This window comes from Bifidobacterium sp. ESL0764, assembly GCF_029395515.1.
GTDB lineage: Bacteria > Actinomycetota > Actinomycetes > Actinomycetales > Bifidobacteriaceae > Bifidobacterium.
Window position 1 is genome coordinate 806,332 of record NZ_CP113919.1, and the last position, 17,348, is coordinate 823,679.

A 17,348-nucleotide genomic window follows, 5' to 3' on the forward strand; every position below is an offset into this window, starting at 1 on the left:
TGGCGGTCTGTTGGCGACGTGCCGTTATTGCAGACGAAGCGCGACGATGAGATTGTGTTCGCCCGCATCATTTTGCGCGATTTAGCCGGAAAGTGTCCGAATAGTGTTCATTGGGGCTTATCGGCAGCCTCAAAGAGGTTCAATGCATCTTGCGGCCGTTTGCCGGGCCGAGTATAAGACTTTCGACATGATTTGCCGTTGATACCGAACAGAGAGATTGAAGGGAAGAAGAGGGACAATGAAGAAACGAATGCTTGCGTTTGCCGCGTTGACATGCTCGCTGGCCATGGTTTTGGCCGGTTGCGGCGCATCGAACACAGCGGGGAGCGAAGACGGCAACGGGGTGATCACCGCCTTCGACACGGAGCCGCAGAATCTGCTCGTCCCCGGCAACACCAACGAGTCCGGCGGCGCCAGGCCCGGCACGTTGCTCTTTGCGGGTTTGGTATCGTTCGATGCCAAGGGCAAGGCTTCCAACGAGGTGGCCCAATCGATCGAGAGCAATGCGAACGCCACCCAATACACCGTCAAGCTCAAACCGGGCTGGAAGTTCAGCGACGGCACCCCGGTGACGTCGAAATCCTTCACCAGGGCCTGGAGCTATGTGGCCAATGTCAAGAACGCGCAGAAGTGCTCGTCCTTCCTCTCCACCGTCCAGGGCTATGACGATCTGCAGAAGGCCGGAAGCCTCAAGGGCGACGAGCAGCTTTCCGGTCTCAAAGACGTCGATGATTCCACCTTCACCGTCACCATGTCGAAGCCGGACGCGACCTTCCCGATCAAGGTCGGCTACCTCGCCTTCGCGCCGTTGCCGGAGTCGTTCTATAAGGACCCCAAGGCCTTCGGCAACGCTCCTATAGGCAACGGGCCCTACAAGCTGGAGGGCTGGAACCACAACACGGAAATCCGGCTGGTGCGCAACAAGCTGTACAAGGGCAATGTCAAGCCGAAGAACGAGGGCGTGACGTTCAAGATCTACACGAAGGTGGACGCGGCCTACGCCGATGTGCAGGGAAACAATCTTGACGTGCTCGACACGGTGCCCACCGCCGATGCCAAAAGCTTCAAAACCGACCAGAACGTACAGGCATACAACCAGCCCGGTTCGATCATCCAGATGTTCACGATCCCCTCGAACCTGCCGCATTTCGTGTCGGGCACGCAAGAGGGCACGTTGCGTCGTCAGGCCATTTCCAAGGCCATCGACAGACAGGGCATCATCGACAAGGTGCTCAACGGCACGGGTACGCAGCCGGTTGATTTCACCTCGCCCAAGACCCCGGGATTCTCCAAGGGCCTCAAGGGCAAGGACAACCTTGTCTATAACGCCGCCAAGGCCAAGGAACTGTGGGCCAAAGCCGATGCCATTTCCAAAGACAACGACAAGTTCACCATCTCCTACAACTCGGACGGCCCCTACAAGGCGATCTACGACGCCATGGTCAACTCCATCAAGAACACGCTGGGCATCGACGTGGCCGCCGACCCGATGCCGACCTTCCAGGAGTTCCGCAACGCCGTCGACAAGCGCAGTATCAAGGGCGGCTTCCGCTCCGGCTGGCAGCCTGACTATCCCTCGGCCGAGAACTATCTGTTCCAGGAATACGATTCCGCCGCGGCCCATGGCAGCGGTTCCAACGACGGGGATTACCAGAACCAGAAATTCGATCAGCTGATGGACGAGGCCTACGCGGCGCCTTCCACCGATGCCGCCAACGCGATCTACAGCCAATCGCAGGAGATTCTTTTGAACGACCTGCCTGCGATTCCCATGTATTACGATAATGCGCACGGTGTGGCCGCCAAGGGGGTCAAAGGCCTGGCCGTCGACTGGCAGAATCTGCCGGTTTATAGCCAATTGCATAAGTAATATCGGTTTTATCCGGTATTGATATGCGGCTGAGATGATGTGGAGACAGGCTTTTATGGCATCGTCTCCACATTTTTCTTAACATTCTTGACTTGTGTCTGCGCTACACTTACAGACATATGTCTAAAAGCCGAAGGGATTATCAGTGCTTTCAAGCAGTTTGGCCAATCCTAGGCTTAGGAAAATAAGGAGTTAACCGATGGGCAAGTATCTTCTGCGCCGTATTCTGCAGATGATCCCCGTGGTTCTCGGCACAACGTTGTTGGTTTACGCCCTCGTCTTCGCGCTTCCCGGTGATCCGGTGAAGGCGATGTTCGGCGACAAACCGGTCAATGCTGCGGTCGCGGCCCAGATTCGCGCGGAGTATAACCTCGATAAGCCATTCATCATCCAATATCTGTTGTTTCTGAAGAATGCGCTGACACTGAACTTCGGCAACACATTCTCCGGACAGCCGGTCATCGACGAGATAGGCAGGGCCTTCCCGGTGACCATCAGGCTGGCGTTGATGGCCTTCGTCTTCGAAGCCGTTTTCGGTGTCATCTTCGGCATCATCTCGGGACTGAAAAAGGGCAAGTGGTACGATTCCGTCATCCTGATCGTCTCCCTGCTTCTGATTTCCGTGCCGACCTTCGTCACCGGCTTCCTAGCGCAGTACTTCCTCGGCGTCAAGTGGCGTCTGCTGCCGGTCACCGCGGGCAGCGATCCCGGCTTCCTCGACCTGCTGATGCCGGCCATGGTGCTTGGTTCGGTTTCGATGGCCTATATCATCAGACTGACGCGTTCCGAGGTCTCCTCGAACATCGCCGAGGACTATGTGCGTACCGCCCGGGCCAAAGGCATGAGCAACCGATCGGTGATCGTCCGTCACGTGCTGCGTAATTCCCTGATTCCCGTGGTCACCTATCTGGGCCAGGATCTGGGAGCGCTGATGGGCGGCGCGATGATCTCGGAGACCATCTTCAACGTCCACGGCATCGGCTTCCTGACCTATCAGAGCATCCTCAAGGGCGAAAGCAACATGGTCGTTTCCATCGTCACGCTGCTGACCCTGATCTTCGTGGTATGCAACCTGATTGTCGATATGCTTTACGCGGCTCTCGATCCGCGCATCAGGTACGCGTGAGTGGGGGAGGAGACCAAATGAGCGAAACAACAACAAATACAACCATGGCCGATTCCCGTGTGCTTCCAGGGCAGGAGCGGTACGTGGCACCGCCGGATGCCGTCAAGCTGCAGGAAGTCGATTCGGTCGACGAATCCGCACCTGCCACCAGCATGTGGGCCGATGCGTGGAGAACGCTGCGCAAGAACCCGCTGTTCATCGTTTCGGCGATACTGATCCTCTGCGTCATCTTCGTGGCGCTGTTCCCGGGTGTCTTCACCCACCAGAACCCCAACTTCTGCCAGCTGGACCATTCCCTGGAAAAGGGCAGCGCCGGTCATCCCTTCGGCTATGACACCCAGGGCTGCGACGTCTTCACCCGTACCGTCTACGGCACCCGCACCTCGCTTTCCGTCGGCATTCTGACCACGCTGCTCGTGATGGTCGTCGGCTCGCTGATCGGAGCCCTCGCCGGCTTCTTCGGCGGCTGGATCGATGCGGTGCTGAGCCGTTTCACCGATATCTTCATGGCCATCCCGCTGCTGCTCGGCGCCATCGTTGTGCTGCAGATGTTCCGCACCTCCGGTTCGGTTTGGAAGATCGTGCTGGTGCTGACACTGTTCGGTTGGACGCAGACCGCGCGAATCTCGCGAGGGGCGGTGATGGAGACCAAGAACCTCGAGTTCAACACCGCTTCCACCGCTTTGGGTTCGACTCCCTGGCGCAACCTGATGCGGCACATTCTCCCCAATTCCATGGCCTCGATCATCGTGGTGACCACCACATCGCTCGGGACCTACATCGTCTCCGAGGCGACCCTGAGCTTCCTTGGCATCGGCCTGCCGACCACGACCGTGAGCTGGGGCGGCGACATCTCCAACGCGCAGACTATTCTGCGCACCGATCCCTCCGTCCTCTTCTATCCGTCGGCCGCGCTGGCCATCACGGTGCTCGCCTTCATCATGATGGGCGACGCCGTCAAGGACGCGCTTGACCCCAAGAGCCGTACGGCGTGAGTGCGGAGGAAACACGATGAGCGAAATGAACAGCAAAAGCGAAAAGAACGAAAAACTCTTTGAAATGCAGCGCGAGCAGGGGCCGATCCTTGAGGTCAAAGACCTGAAGGTCGACTTCACCACCGGCGACAAGCGTGCGGTGCATGCCGTACGCGATGCCTCTTTCAACGTCTATCCGGGCCAGTGGGTCGCGATTGTAGGCGAATCCGGTTCCGGCAAATCCACTTCCGCCATGGCGGTCTTGGGTCTGCTCCCCGGCACCGGTCACGTTGTGGACGGCTCCATCAAGCTGGAAGGCGAGGAGATCTCCGGCTATACGCGCAAACAGTATGAGCAGCTCTTGGGCGACAAGATGGGCTTGGTCCCGCAGGATCCGATGAGCAACCTCAACCCCGTCTGGCGCATCGGCACCCAGGTCGAAGAGGCTCTGAAGGCCAACCACATGGACATCTCCCACGAGAAGCGTTCGAAGCTGGCCAAGGCTTTGGCCGGCGGAGAAGTCGCGGTCAAGAGCGAGGACGATGAGACCTTCATCGGCTCCAAGGAGCTTCCTGACCTTCTGAAGGCCGCCGAGGTCGCGCTTGGCGAAGCCGGCGTGAATGCCGACAAAGCCGGTAAGAAGATGGACTATTTCAAGCAGGAATGGGTTCCGGGTTCCGAGACCCGTTGGCGCGTGGCCGATGACCTGATCAAGGCCGGGGTCAACGACGACAAGGCTTGGAGTATCGCCAAGAAGTATGTGCTCGGCAGCACCATGACCGACCGTATTTCCGGTCTGTTGCAGGAGGCCGGGCTTCCCGACGCGGCCACCCGTGCCCGCCAGTACCCGCATGAGTTCTCCGGCGGCATGCTGCAGCGTGCGCTGATCGCCATCGGCCTGGCCTGCCGGCCTGACCTGTTGATCGCCGACGAGCCCACCAGCGCCCTCGACGTCACCGTGCAGAAGAGGATTCTCGACCATCTGCACACCCTGACCGATGAACTGGGCACCGCAGTGCTCTTCATCACCCATGATTTGGGCCTGGCCGCCGAACGCGCCCAGCAGATCGTCGTGATGTACAAGGGCCAGGTCGTCGAATCCGGTCCTTCGCTCGAAGTGCTTCAGCATCCGCAGCATCCCTACACCAAGCGTCTGGTGGCCGCGGCCCCGTCGCTGGCATCGCAGCGCATCATTTCCGCCAAGGAACACGGCGAGAACACCGAGTCCTTGATGGAGCACCATGTCAAAGGTGAGGAAACGCTCGAGAAGAGCGAGCACATCATCACGGTGAGCCACTTGACCAAGGAATTCAAGCTGCCGCGCAAGAAGGAAATGTTCAAGGCCGTCGACGATGTGTCGTTCTCGGTCAAGCGCGGAACGACCTTGGCGATTGTAGGCGAATCAGGTTCGGGCAAGTCCACCGTGGCCAACATGGTGCTGAAGCTCCTGAAACCCACCAGTGGCACAGTGACCTACGAAGGCAAGGATATCAGCGAGTTCGAGGGCAAATCATTGCTCGACTTCCGCAGACATGTCCAGCCGGTCTTCCAGAACCCATACGGTTCGCTCGACCCGATGTATTCCATCTATCGCTCCATTGAGGAGCCGCTGCGTATCCACAAGATCGGCGACAGAAAGAGCCGTGAGCAACGTGTGCGTGAGCTGCTTGATCTGGTGAAGATGCCGCAGTCGGTGATGCAGCGTTATCCGAACGAACTTTCCGGCGGCCAGCGCCAACGCATCGCCGTCGCACGTGCCATGGCACTGAACCCGGACGTCATCGTCTGCGACGAGGCCGTTTCCGCCCTCGACGTATTGGTACAGGATCAGGTGTTGCAGCTGTTGAACGATCTGCAGGCCGAACGTGGGCTGAGCTACCTGTTCATCACCCACGATCTGGCCGTGGTCCGTCAGATCGCCGATGAGGTCGTGGTGATGCAGAAGGGCAGGCTCGTCGAGCATGCCACCACCGACGAGGTCTTCGATCATCCGCAGCAGCAGTACACCAAGGATCTGCTCGATGCGATCCCCGGCGGTCATCTGCAGCTCGGTCTGGACTGAGTTTTCGGCAGATTGTGCCGGTAAACGCCCGATAGGATTCGCCGGCAACGTTTCGTCAATCCCGTCACCAAGTGTGGCGGGATTTTTCATATGTGCAACCAGCATCTTGCGCCGGGAAAGTGATATCGACTGGAAGAATACGGCTTGCGCTGCTTGTGCGTCGCGGTCTATGGGTCCATTGTGCCCGTGACACGCTAGACTGGCGGCATGAGCATAACAGTGACTACTTCGAATCTCAACGGTATCCGTGCGGCCAAACGCAAGGGCGTGCTCGACTGGGCCGAGGCCAAAACCCCCGACATCTGGTGCATGCAGGAGGTCCGCGCCCCGCAGGAGGAGATCGACCCGATCTTCAGCGCCATGGCGGATGGATATGAAAAGGCCGGCAAGGTCTCGCAGGCTGACAAGCTTGGCCGTATGGATGAGGTCTGCCGTATCAAGGGGCGTGCCGGTGTCGGCCTGTTGAGCGATCTCAAGATCGAAGAGCAGCGCTACGGGCTGATGGACTTGGAAGAGGACGTCGATTCCGGCCGCTGGATCGAGGCCGACGTCACCACCCCGTCGGGCATGAAACTCACCGTCGCCAGCGTCTATGTACACGCGGGCAACACCGATGACCCGAACAAGATGACACAGAAATACCGCTTCCTCGACCGTATGCTCCAGCGTATGGCTCAGCTGCGAGACGAAGCCGAAAAAGGCGGCCGTCAGGCGCTGCTATGCGGCGATATGAACATCGCTCACACCCCGCTGGACATCAAGAACGCCAAGGCCAACGAGAAGCACTCCGGCTTTCTGCCGGAGGAACGCGCGTATGTCGACCAATGGCTCGACCCGGCACAATACGATTTCGTCGATGTGATGCGAAAGCTGGCCGGGGACGTGCAGGGCCCGTATACCTGGTGGAGCCAGCGCGGACGCGCCTTCGACAACAACGTCGGTTGGAGGATCGACTACCAGCTGGCCACTCCGGGCTTGGCGGAAAAGGCCGTCTCCTTCGACATCGACCGTGCGCCGAGCTACGACACCCGCTGGTCCGATCATGCGCCGTTGAGCGTGGTCTACGACATCTAGGCACACATCTTTTTATGGCATAGAAAAATGCGAGCCGTGCTGGGACGTAGCCCGGTGATAGGCTTGAACCATCATTCGAGGTTTTGAAACGAGGAACTATGGGATTGTTCGGATTCGGCAAGAAGAAGCATCACGAAGACGAAGATGAAGCCGAGGTCAAGGATACCGAAGCACAGGACGAGGCCGCTGATTCCGGTGTTGACGATAACGGCACTGATGCCGAAAACGCAAGCAATGGGAGCGCGGAAACGGAGGAGAGCGAGGACGAGGCAGATGCCGTCGAGGGCCACAAGGTTCCCGACGAGCCGAGCGAGGCCTATCCCGACCGTGGTGAGCTTTACGGGCCGTGGGACATCGAAGAGGAAAAAGCCCCGAATTACGACGAGTATCTTGACATGGGCGCCTATTATCTGCCGTTCATGCAGGGCATCGAACTGAGGGTCAAGGCCAACCGTGCCAGCGGCCAGGTGCTTGGCTGCACCATTTCCTACAAGACCTCCAGCCTGGAGATCGAAGCGCTCGCGGCTCCCAAGACCCTGAGTCTTTGGGACGGGGTGAGTGACGATCTGCTGGCCGCCAACCCGAAAGCGAGCAAGGAACCGGGCGTTTTCGGCACGGAAATCAAGTTGCCGGTCGTCGTCAAGGGCGGCAAAAAGCTGATTACCCGTATCGTCGGTGTCGATGGGCCGCGTTGGATGCTTCGCGGCATCTTCTCCGGTCGTGCCGCCACTCATCCGGAAAGCCCGGAGACCAAGGCTTTGAACCAGTTCTTCTCCGATATCGTGGTCGACCGTGGTGAAGAGCCGCTGGCACCGCGCGACCTGATCCCGATGCATGCGCCGGTTTCGCCTGAAGAGCGGCGCAAGGCCGACGAAGCGGCCGCCGAGGCCGACAAGGACGGTAAGGACCACAAGATTCCCAAGCGGATCAAGGGCCCGTTCGTCGCCGACCAGCAGACCGAGGTGCAGACCACGATCTCGCGTGGCCCGATGTTCTCGGAATTGCGCTGATTCGCTATGTGTTTGATTCGCCGGTTCGCCCGTTACGGGTGGGCCGGCGAATGATGTACCGGCGATATTCAGTTCGAGACGATAAAACCTATCGGCAAATAATTCGTGACAAACACGGCAAACGTGGCAAATATTCTCAAACGGAACGGAAACGATGAGCGACACCAAAAAACGTCAGGGATTGGCGGCACTGGCCGCTGCCGGGAACGGCGAGGATTTCTCCGTCATCGATGCCATCGGCGGGATTCGCGGAGTCATCGAATCGATGCTGCCTGGTTTCGTCTTCGTGGTCATGTTCGTTGTCACCTCGGATCTTAAAGCGACGATTATCGTCTCGGCGGTGCTTGCCGTGCTTCTGGTGCTGGTGCGCCTTGTGCAGCGGCAGACGGTGCTCGGCGCGTTGGCCGGGCTGATTTCCATCGCCATCTGCCTGATCTGGGCATGGAACACGCATGAGGCCCGCAACTATTACATGTACGGATTCATCACCAATGCCGTTTACATCGTGGTATTGGCGATTACCCTGGCCATTCGGGTGCCGGGGGTTGGTTTTCTGGTTGAATTCATCCGTTCTCTGCCCACCGAGCATCTTCGTGCCTGGCTTGCCGATTGGCGAGGCGACAAGAGACTTATGCGTGCCTACGACATCGTCACGGCCATGTGGATCGGCGTGTTCGCGCTGCGGCTGGTGGTGCAGGTGCCGCTGTACTTGACCAATCATGTCACTTGGTTGGGCACCACGCGCCTGCTGATGGGTCTGCCGTTCTGGGCGTTGGCGATCTGGGTTTCCTACCTTCTGATTGCCGATCCGATGAGACATCATCCCAAGTTCAAGTCTGACGATGATGGCGACGGTGGTGACGATGGCGAAGACGGAAACGTTGTCAGCAATGCCATCGCAGATGGTGCAAACGCCGGGGTGAATGCCGCCGATTCGGAGAAGACAGTATCCGCCGAAAAATGAAGGTGTCGATGGCGCTATGAAGTCGGCAAATGTTGCGAATGTCTTATTCGACTAAAGGCATGGATATCCCGAAATCCACGGACAAGGGTCAACGATAGACTAGTTATTCCAGTCATGAGGGTATGCCGGTTGTGATAATGGTTGATATCGTCGGCATAGTCAAAAAGAAAAACGATAATAGTGCGTAAAGGCCGCTACTGGGTCGCGTCCGCACGTATTCAAGAAGCAGAGGTCAGCATGCAAGCCACAGTACGTATCGAACGTTACGCCGATCAGGGGCGCTGCGTCGCCCATATCGACGGGCGGGTGGTCTTTGTGCGTTTCGCGCTGCCCGGCGAACTGGACACCATCGAACTCGACGAGCCGCACGATCGTGACGACCGTTTCTGGACCGGCGAAGTCGTCGACGTCGTGGAGGCTTCTGAGGACCGTGCCGAGCCGCTGTGGCCGTTGGCCGGGCCTCTTGCACAGGGCGGGGGAGTCGGCGGCGCCGATCTGATCCACGTCTCGCTGCCCGGCCAGCTCAAATGGAAATCCGCCGTGGTCACCGATCAGATGCGGCGCATGGGTCATCTCGACATCGATGAGGTGCCGGTCGCTCGCATGGACGGAGACAACGACGAAAAAGGCCTGCACTGGCGCACCCGCATCGAGCTGATCGCCGACGAGGAAGGTCGTGCCTCGATGCGTCGTCGGGCCTCGCATACGCGTGTACGCATCGATACGATGCCCTTGGCCAGCCGCGCGTTGCTGGCCGTCGCCCGCGACCGGAAACTCTGGGACGAGCAGTTTGAGCCCGGCGCCAAAATTCGCGTCGCGGTTCCCGAACCCCGCGATATCCATACTTCCCGTGTGTCGAACAAAACGTTGCTTGAGGCCATCGGCGACAATTTTGCCATCACGGTCAACGGTCATCTGCACGCCGGCTCCAAGCGTTTGAAGGAAGTCGTGGATGTGGACGGCAAGCGCTACAAGTACGGCGTCGAGGCCGACGGGTTCTGGCAGGTGCACCGCATGGCCCCGCCGACGCTGGTCAAATATGTGATGAGGCTGGTCAGCCAGGAGCTTTCCGGCGTGCAATCCGCCACGCTCTGGGACCTGTTCTCCGGTTCCGGTCTCTTCACGGTGCCGTTGGCCAAGACCTTCGGCCATACCAGAATGCTCTCAGTGGAAGGCGGGCGCATGGCCGTGCGCAACGCCGAACGCAACCTGCATATCGCCAAGGACGCCAATGTCACCGCGCTGCAGGGCGACGTTTCCCATTGCCTGCGTCGTGTGCCCGAAGAACTTGCGAATCCCAATATCGTCGTGCTCGACCCGCCGCGTGCCGGAGCCAAGGCGCAGGTCTGCCGTCAGCTGGCCGAGGCGGGTGCGCACTCGATTATCTATATCGCCTGCGACCCAACCAGCCTCGCCCGCGACACGGCCACGCTGACCAAGTTGGGTTATAGCCTCAAATCGATTCAGGCGTTCGACATCTACCCGATGACCCATCACGTCGAGACCGTGGCGTTGTTCGCCCGTAACGGCGAGTGAGACAGATACGTTGATGCGTCGGGGATTGGGAATCGTTCTGAGTGTCTGCATGGCCTTGTCGGCCGTGCCGGCGCTCGCGTCCTGTGCCCCCAAAAATGCCGCAGTAGGCGATACTGCAACGGCGGCTGGCCACATCAATCACGACAGCGTCGACAAATCCGACATCCTGATCGGCGTGGTCACCACCGGCGATGAAGAACTCGACCGGACGGTGCTGCAAACGTTGCAAAAAGCCGATATCAAGGCTGTTTACGCTCCTATGCCGGACAGAAGTACTACACTCAATCCGGTTCAATCCTTCAAAGATATGACCAGACGGCCGGTTACCGCCTTCGTGGTTGACAGTCTCGATATGCAAGGAAACCAGCGCAATAGTTGGACCGAGGCCTTGCAGGTTGCGCGCGACGCCGGTATCCCGGTGATATTGGTCAATTCGGCGAATCCGCCGAAGGATGCGAAGACCTATGCCGAAATCTTGCGGATAGTGCCGACGGGGCAGGGCAATGGCACGGTTCCGTTCGACCAGGCCGTGCAAAGCGCGATCAACGACAATCCGCATCCCAAAACCATCAGCGTGACGTTACCGTAAATATGCGGTGAAGGCTCATCGCGAACGCAGCCGATACGATAAGGTGACACAGCATATACTTGGAAACAAGGAACAGACCGCACCAGTGTTTTCAGATGTCGGCGGGCAAGCAAGGAATCGTATCAGCGGCCGTGAGCCACGTATGGGCTGGATAAGGCACGCGTGAAGGGGCAACCAATGAGTACCACCGGGATGTTTGGGCAGGGCGCAGGCCAAGTGGCTGGCGAAACACCGGTAAACGGGCAAGGCAGCGACAACAGGAATGCTGCCGATAACGGCAACGGCGGAGCACAGAGGAGGAGCGCGAACCGGCTTCCTCGGATTTCGGAGACGGGCCTGACCAAAGCCGAAGTCGCCGAACAGGTCGCACAGGGTAACGTCAACAAAGTCGACACCGAAAGCTCGCGTTCGTTCGGGCAGATTATCCGCGAAAACGTCTTTACACTGTTCAACGCCATCATTTTCGTGGCCATGGTCCTGGTGCTGCTGACCGGCCAATGGAAAGACGCCGTTTTCGGACTGGTCATCATCATCAATTCCGGTATCGGCGTGTTCACCGAAATGCGGGCCAAACACACGCTCGACAAGCTTTCAATCCTGGTCGCCTCGCGCTCGCTGGTACGTCGTGATGGCCAGGACGTCGAAATCGAACATGAACAGATCGTGCTCGGCGATCTGCTCTGGCTGCGTAGCGGCGAACAAGTGCCGGCCGACGCCACCATCGTGCACACATGGGGTCTTGAGCTCGACGAATCCATGCTGACCGGCGAGTCGCGAACCGTCAAGAAAGGCGAGGGTGCGGAGGTCTACTCCGGTTCCAACGCGACTTCCGGCATGGCGCTGGTCCGGGTCGATGCGGTGGGCGAGCAGGGGTATGCAGCAAAGCTGACGGCCAAAGCCAAGGTCTATAAGAAGACCGTTTCCGACCTGAGCCGCGGCATCAATACCATCCTGAAGGTGATGACCGTCATCGTCATCCCGCTGTGCATCCTGTTGGTCGCCTCGCAGATTCGCACCGTGGGTGGTTGGCAGGTGGCCTTCTCGACCGGGGCCTGGCGTTCGGCGATCGTCTCGGCCGTGGCCGGGGTGGTGGGCATGATTCCCGAGGGACTGGTTTTGCTGACCTCGCTCAACTTCGCCATCGCCGCCATGCGTCTGGCCCGCCAGCACACCTTGATTCAGGAGCTGGAAAGCGTGGAGACGCTGGCACGCGTGGATGCGCTGAACCTCGACAAAACCGGCACCATCACCGACGGCGGCATCGTCTTCAATCAGGTCGTCATGCTTGGGGCTTCTGATGTCGTAGGTCCTAGCGCCGACGCCGATATCGTGGTGGATGCCCCGTCCGGCGAAAACGCCGTACATGCCAGCGTGACCGTCGGCACCACCGATGACGAGAAAACCGCGGTGGTGCAGGCGCTCTACGATCTGGCCAATGAAGAGAACCCCAACGGCACCGGTGCCGCGGTGCTTAAGGCTTTGAACGCCAAAGGAGTGCGCGACGAACCGGTCGACGCCCGCGTACCGTTCTCTTCTGCCCGCAAATGGAGCGCCATCGTGCGCGGCGGTGACATCTGGTATATGGGTGCCCCGGAAATGCTGTTCAGCGGATTCGCGGGCGAACATACAGCCGCCAAGAACATGGTGGCCAAATACGCCAACCAAGGCATGCGCGTGCTGCTGATCGCCTGTGCTCCCGGTGCCTGTGCCGATTCTCAGGCGGCAACCGCTTTCGCCGACAATCCGCGTCTTATCTCCGCCTCCCGGCCGGTCGCGCTGGTACTGTGCCAAGAACATATCCGCGACGACGCCGAGGAGACGCTGGCCTGGTTCCGTGACCAGGGCGTGCGTTGCCGCATCATCTCCGGAGACAGCCCGGCAACCGTCGGCGCCATCGCGAAGACGGTTCGTCTGACCGGCGATCGCGAACCGGTGGCCATGGACGCCCGCGAGCTACCCAGTGACGTCAAGAAACTCTCCACGGTCATGGAGAACGTCGACGTGCTCGGCCGTGTCTTGCCCGAGCAGAAGAAGGCCATCGTCGAGGCTCTACACGAGACCAAGCACGTCGTGGCGATGACCGGTGACGGCGTCAACGACGCGTTGGCCTTGAAAGAGGCCGATCTCGGCATCGCGATGGGCAACGCCGCACCCGCCACCAAGGCCGTGGCGCAGGTCGTGCTGGTTGATTCCAAGTTCTCCCACCTGCCCAGCGTCGTGGCCCGCGGCCGTCAGGTCATGGCCAATATGGAACGCGTCTCCTCACTCTTCCTGGTCAAAACCGTCTATTCCGCGCTGATCTCGCTCGGTGTGGTCTGCACGTTCATTCCCTTCCCGTACCTGCCGCGCCATATCACGTACATCGGCGCGTTGACCATCGGCATGCCGGCCTTCATCCTTGCGCTCGCGCCGAACAGCCGGCGCTATATTCCGGGATTCCTGGGGCGCGTTGTGCGTTTCGCCTTGCCGGGCGGCATCGCGGTGGCGCTCTCCGTCCTGCTTACCGCTTGGACGTTGCCCGGCCTCATGGGCTGGAACGTCTCCAAGCCGGGCGATCTGTTGAAGCTGCGTGACATCTGCGCCATCATCGTCTTCGTGCTGGGCATTCTGGTGATGGCACGCGTGGCCCAACCGCTGAAGTCCTGGCGCGGCGTCTTGGTGGCTGCCTTTGCTGCTGCGGGTCTGATTGGCATGTTCATCCCGATCGTCTCCAACTTCTTCGAGCTCCAGTTCCCGACCGGATGGACGTTGGTCGCCACGATCATCGTGCTTGTGCTCTCGATTGTCATCTTCGCAGGCATCCAGACGATTGCCGATCTCTTTGGCCGTCTTTTGGCTTGTCGTCCCGTCTTCATGAAGAGGAAACGATAATGCTCCGATTCATGTGGTGGAGACGGTTGCTGTCATTGGCCTTTAATGCGGCAATATTTTTCGCCTGATTTCGTCGTACACAAATATACATTCATATACGACGCCGAATATTCTTTTTTTAGGTATGTTGGTGCATCCAAGTCCCCTTGAAATCACAAATGTATGTTCCAATTCTCGATTTCAAGGGGTGTTGGTGCACCAAGATGCCTGTTTTTGGCGAATTAATGTGAAAAGTCTTGTTTTTGGGAGGACTTGGCGGCACCAAGAACGGGAACGAATGACAAATTTGGTGGTCTGAATGGACGGTCTCATATTTTGAACATGACAAATCATTGGAATAGAGACGATTTGGCGATATTTTTCTGTTAAGGAATGCTTTGGTAACTCCATCGACTTACTTGTGTCTGATAATGGCAATAGTTATGTGATATCAAGAATCATGACGAAAGAGAGATCGAGATATGACATTGAGCGACCGCCAACTGAATATTCTACATGTAGGAGACGCAGTCTTCGACTATTATCGAATCTCCGATTTGCCCGGCATCGAGCACCTGCCGTATTCGCTGAAGGTCCTGGTCGAGAACCTGCTACGCCGCATCGACGGCATCAACGTCACCGAAGACCAGGTTCGCGAGCTGCTGGACTGGGATCCGAACGCCGAACCCAGCCACGAGATCGAGTTCGGGCCCTCACGTGTGCTGATGCAGGACTTTACCGGCGTGCCCTGCATCGTCGATCTCGCCACCATGCGTGACGCTGTAGCGGACCTGGGCGGCGATCCCGAGGTCATCAACCCGCAGGTCGAGGCCGACATGGTCATCGACCACTCCGTGCAGATCGACCACTACGGCGTCGCCGACGCGGTGACGCGCAACATGGACCGCGAATACCAACGCAACGGCGAACGCTATCGTTTCCTGCGTTGGGGGCAACAGGCGTTCAGGAACTTCCGCGTGGTGCCGCCGGGCACCGGCATCATCCATCAGGTCAACATCGAATATCTTGCAAAAATCGTGATGAGCAAACCAGGGGAGCGCGGACGCGATCTGGCCTACCTCGACTCCTGTGTCGGCACCGATTCGCATACCACCATGGTCGGCGGCCTGGGCGTGCTCGGCTGGGGCGTCGGCGGCATCGAGGCCGAGGCGGCCATGCTCGGCCAGCCCATCTCCATGCTCGTGCCGCGTGTGGTCGGCTTCAAGCTCACCGGCTCCATTCCCGAAGGCGTCACCGCCACCGACGTGGTCCTGACCATTACCCAGATGCTGCGCGAGCACGGCGTGGTCGGCAAATTCGTGGAGTTCTACGGCGACGGTGTCGCTTCCGTGCCGCTGGCCAACCGCGCCACCATCGGCAACATGAGTCCCGAATTCGGCTCGACCTGCGGCATCTTCCCGATTGACCAGGTCACGCTCGACTACCTGCGCCTCACCGGTCGCAGCGACGAGCAGATCGCGCTGGTCGAGGCCTATGCCAAGGCCAATCGACTCTGGGGCGACACCAGCGACCCTGATTATGTGGAGCCGGAATATTCCGAGTATATGGAACTCGATCTTGGCACGGTCGTTCCTTCTATCGCCGGTCCCAAGCGTCCGCAGGACCGCATCAGGCTCGACGAGGCCAAGGAGACGTTCGAAAAGACGCTGCCGGATTACGAGACGCCGAAGACCTGCCAGAACCCGGTGCCGGTACATACCGATTTCCGCGGGTGTTTCGAGATCAGGAACGGCGACGTCGCCATCGCATCGATTACCAGCTGCACCAACACCTCCAACCCCTCGGTGATGATCGCCGCCGGATTGCTCGCCCGAGCTGCCCGGGCCCACGGTCTCAAGCCAAAACCGTGGGTCAAGACCTCGCTGGCCCCGGGTTCGCAGGTTGTGACAGACTACCTCAAGAAAGCCGGCCTTCAGGACGACTTGGATGCGCTCGGCTATGAGCTGGTCGGTTTCGGCTGCACCACCTGCATCGGCAACTCCGGCCCGCTGCTGCCCGAGATTTCCAAGGCGGTCAATGACAATGACCTGACGATGACCTCGGTGCTTTCAGGCAACCGCAACTTTGAAGGCCGCATCAGCCCTGACGTCAAGATGAACTATCTGGCCTCGCCGCCGCTGGTCATCGCCTATGCCATCGCCGGCACCCTCGACTTCGACTTTGAAACCCAGCCGCTCGGCACAGACATCAAAACCGGACGAGAGATATTCCTGCGCGACATCTGGCCGTCCAATGAGGAGATAGCCAAGGTCGTCTCGACTGCCGTCAACCGTGAGATGTTCGTACGCGACTACGCCGACGTCTTTGAGGGTGACGAACGCTGGAAGTCCCTCGACGTACCGTCGGGCAAACGCTTTGCGTGGGATCCGGACTCCACGTATGTGCGTCGCCAGATCTTCTTCGACGGCATGAGCGCCGAACCGCAGGCGGTTCAAGATGTGCGCGGCGCTCGCGTCTTGGCCTTGCTTGGCGACTCCGTGACCACCGACCACATCTCGCCGGCCGGTGCGTTCCCTGCCTCGAGCCCTGCAGGCAAGTACCTGCTGGACCATGGCATCGAGCCGAAAGATTTCAACTCCTATGGTTCCCGTCGCGGCAACCACGAGGTCATGGTGCGTGGCACGTTCGGCAATATCCGTCTGCGCAACCAGTTGCTCGCCTCGGTGGGCGAAGAGATACGCCCAGGCGGATTCACCTATGATTTTGAGGCAGGCAAACCGACCACGATTTTCGATGCCTCGCTCGATTACCGCAAGGCTGGCACCCCGTTGGTCGTGTTGGCGGGCAGCGAATACGGCACCGGCTCCTCGCGCGACTGGGCGGCCAAGGGTACGTTGATGCTCGGTGTCAAGGTCGTCATCGCCCGCAGCTTCGAGCGCATCCACCGCTCCAACCTCATCGGCATGGGCGTGCTGCCCCTGCAGTTCCCCGAAGGCCAGTCCGCACAATCGCTTGGTCTCGACGGCACGGAAACCTACGATTTCCAAGGTATCGAGACGCTCAACAACGGTGTGATTCCCAAGGCCGTCCACGTCATCGCCACCAAGCCAGAAGCTGAAGGCAACCCAACTCTCAAGCCCATCGAATTCGACGCCACCGTCCGTATCGACACCCCAGGCGAGGCCGAGTACTACCGCAACGGCGGCATCCTCCAATATGTCCTGCGTCGGCTGATGAAGTAGAGGCTGGAGTCCGACGATGACAGTAGTTGGAAACACTCGATAGATAACAAATCGGGGATGGCAGAAATCGTCTGTCATCCCCGATTGAGT

Annotated in this window: 11 protein-coding genes; all 11 read left to right on the forward strand. The window is 59.2% G+C overall.

Translation table 11 applies throughout. The annotated features are described in order from the left end of the window. Nucleotides 1–238: 238 nt before the first annotated feature. A complete protein-coding gene (locus OZX71_RS02885; RefSeq protein WP_277147253.1) occupies nt 239–1,870 on the forward strand; it encodes an ABC transporter substrate-binding protein in 1,632 nt (543 codons plus the stop codon). A 199-nt stretch (nt 1,871–2,069) separates the two neighbouring features. Further along, nucleotides 2,070–2,996 carry an ABC transporter permease gene (locus tag OZX71_RS02890; protein WP_277147251.1) on the forward strand — a complete coding sequence of 309 codons (927 nt, stop codon included), beginning with the start codon at nt 2,070–2,072 and terminating at the stop codon, nt 2,994–2,996. Between the two features lie 17 nt (nt 2,997–3,013). Continuing rightward, nucleotides 3,014–3,991, forward strand: coding sequence for an ABC transporter permease (locus tag OZX71_RS02895; RefSeq protein ID WP_277147250.1), 978 nt, complete (start codon nt 3,014–3,016; stop codon nt 3,989–3,991). A 16-nt stretch (nt 3,992–4,007) separates the two neighbouring features. Next, nucleotides 4,008–6,032: an ABC transporter ATP-binding protein gene (locus tag OZX71_RS02900; RefSeq protein WP_277160435.1), complete on the forward strand. Its 2,025-nt coding sequence runs from the start codon at nt 4,008–4,010 to the stop codon at nt 6,030–6,032. 207 nt (nt 6,033–6,239) lie between these two features. Further along, complete coding sequence (locus OZX71_RS02905; RefSeq protein WP_277160436.1) at nt 6,240–7,106, forward strand: exodeoxyribonuclease III; 867 nt, start codon at nt 6,240–6,242, stop codon at nt 7,104–7,106. A 98-nt stretch (nt 7,107–7,204) separates the two neighbouring features. Next, on the forward strand, nt 7,205–8,116 hold the full coding sequence (locus OZX71_RS02910; protein ID WP_277160437.1) for a DUF3710 domain-containing protein: 912 nt from the start codon (nt 7,205–7,207) through the stop codon (nt 8,114–8,116). Nucleotides 8,117–8,270: 154 nt separating this feature from the next. Next, nucleotides 8,271–9,080, forward strand: coding sequence for a DUF3159 domain-containing protein (locus tag OZX71_RS02915; RefSeq protein ID WP_277160438.1), 810 nt, complete (start codon nt 8,271–8,273; stop codon nt 9,078–9,080). Nucleotides 9,081–9,317: 237 nt separating this feature from the next. Beyond that, nucleotides 9,318–10,616 (forward strand): TRAM domain-containing protein, encoded by a 1,299-nt coding sequence (locus tag OZX71_RS02920; RefSeq protein WP_277160439.1) that lies wholly within the window; start codon nt 9,318–9,320, stop codon nt 10,614–10,616. A 55-nt stretch (nt 10,617–10,671) separates the two neighbouring features. Continuing rightward, on the forward strand, nt 10,672–11,205 hold the full coding sequence (locus tag OZX71_RS02925; protein WP_277160440.1) for a hypothetical protein: 534 nt from the start codon (nt 10,672–10,674) through the stop codon (nt 11,203–11,205). Between the two features lie 177 nt (nt 11,206–11,382). Then, nucleotides 11,383–14,076, forward strand: coding sequence for an HAD-IC family P-type ATPase (locus OZX71_RS02930; protein WP_277160441.1), 2,694 nt, complete (start codon nt 11,383–11,385; stop codon nt 14,074–14,076). A gap of 461 nt (nt 14,077–14,537) precedes the next feature. Next, complete coding sequence (acnA, locus tag OZX71_RS02935; RefSeq protein WP_277160442.1) at nt 14,538–17,258, forward strand: aconitate hydratase AcnA; 2,721 nt, start codon at nt 14,538–14,540, stop codon at nt 17,256–17,258. Nucleotides 17,259–17,348 lie beyond the last annotated feature (90 nt).

Excerpts from the sequence above, each read along its gene's own strand:
- OZX71_RS02885 (WP_277147253.1), top strand. The coding sequence starts at position 239 with ATGAAGAAACGAATGCTTGCGTTTGCCGCGTTGACATGCTCGCTGGCC.
- OZX71_RS02890 (WP_277147251.1), top strand. The coding sequence starts at position 2,070 with ATGGGCAAGTATCTTCTGCGCCGTATTCTGCAGATGATCCCCGTGGTT.
- OZX71_RS02895 (WP_277147250.1), top strand. The coding sequence starts at position 3,014 with ATGAGCGAAACAACAACAAATACAACCATGGCCGATTCCCGTGTGCTT.
- OZX71_RS02900 (WP_277160435.1), top strand. The coding sequence starts at position 4,008 with ATGAGCGAAATGAACAGCAAAAGCGAAAAGAACGAAAAACTCTTTGAA.
- OZX71_RS02905 (WP_277160436.1), top strand. The coding sequence starts at position 6,240 with ATGAGCATAACAGTGACTACTTCGAATCTCAACGGTATCCGTGCGGCC.
- OZX71_RS02910 (WP_277160437.1), top strand. The coding sequence starts at position 7,205 with ATGGGATTGTTCGGATTCGGCAAGAAGAAGCATCACGAAGACGAAGAT.
- OZX71_RS02915 (WP_277160438.1), top strand. The coding sequence starts at position 8,271 with ATGAGCGACACCAAAAAACGTCAGGGATTGGCGGCACTGGCCGCTGCC.
- OZX71_RS02920 (WP_277160439.1), top strand. The coding sequence starts at position 9,318 with ATGCAAGCCACAGTACGTATCGAACGTTACGCCGATCAGGGGCGCTGC.
- OZX71_RS02930 (WP_277160441.1), top strand. The coding sequence starts at position 11,383 with ATGAGTACCACCGGGATGTTTGGGCAGGGCGCAGGCCAAGTGGCTGGC.
- acnA (WP_277160442.1), top strand. The coding sequence starts at position 14,538 with ATGACATTGAGCGACCGCCAACTGAATATTCTACATGTAGGAGACGCA.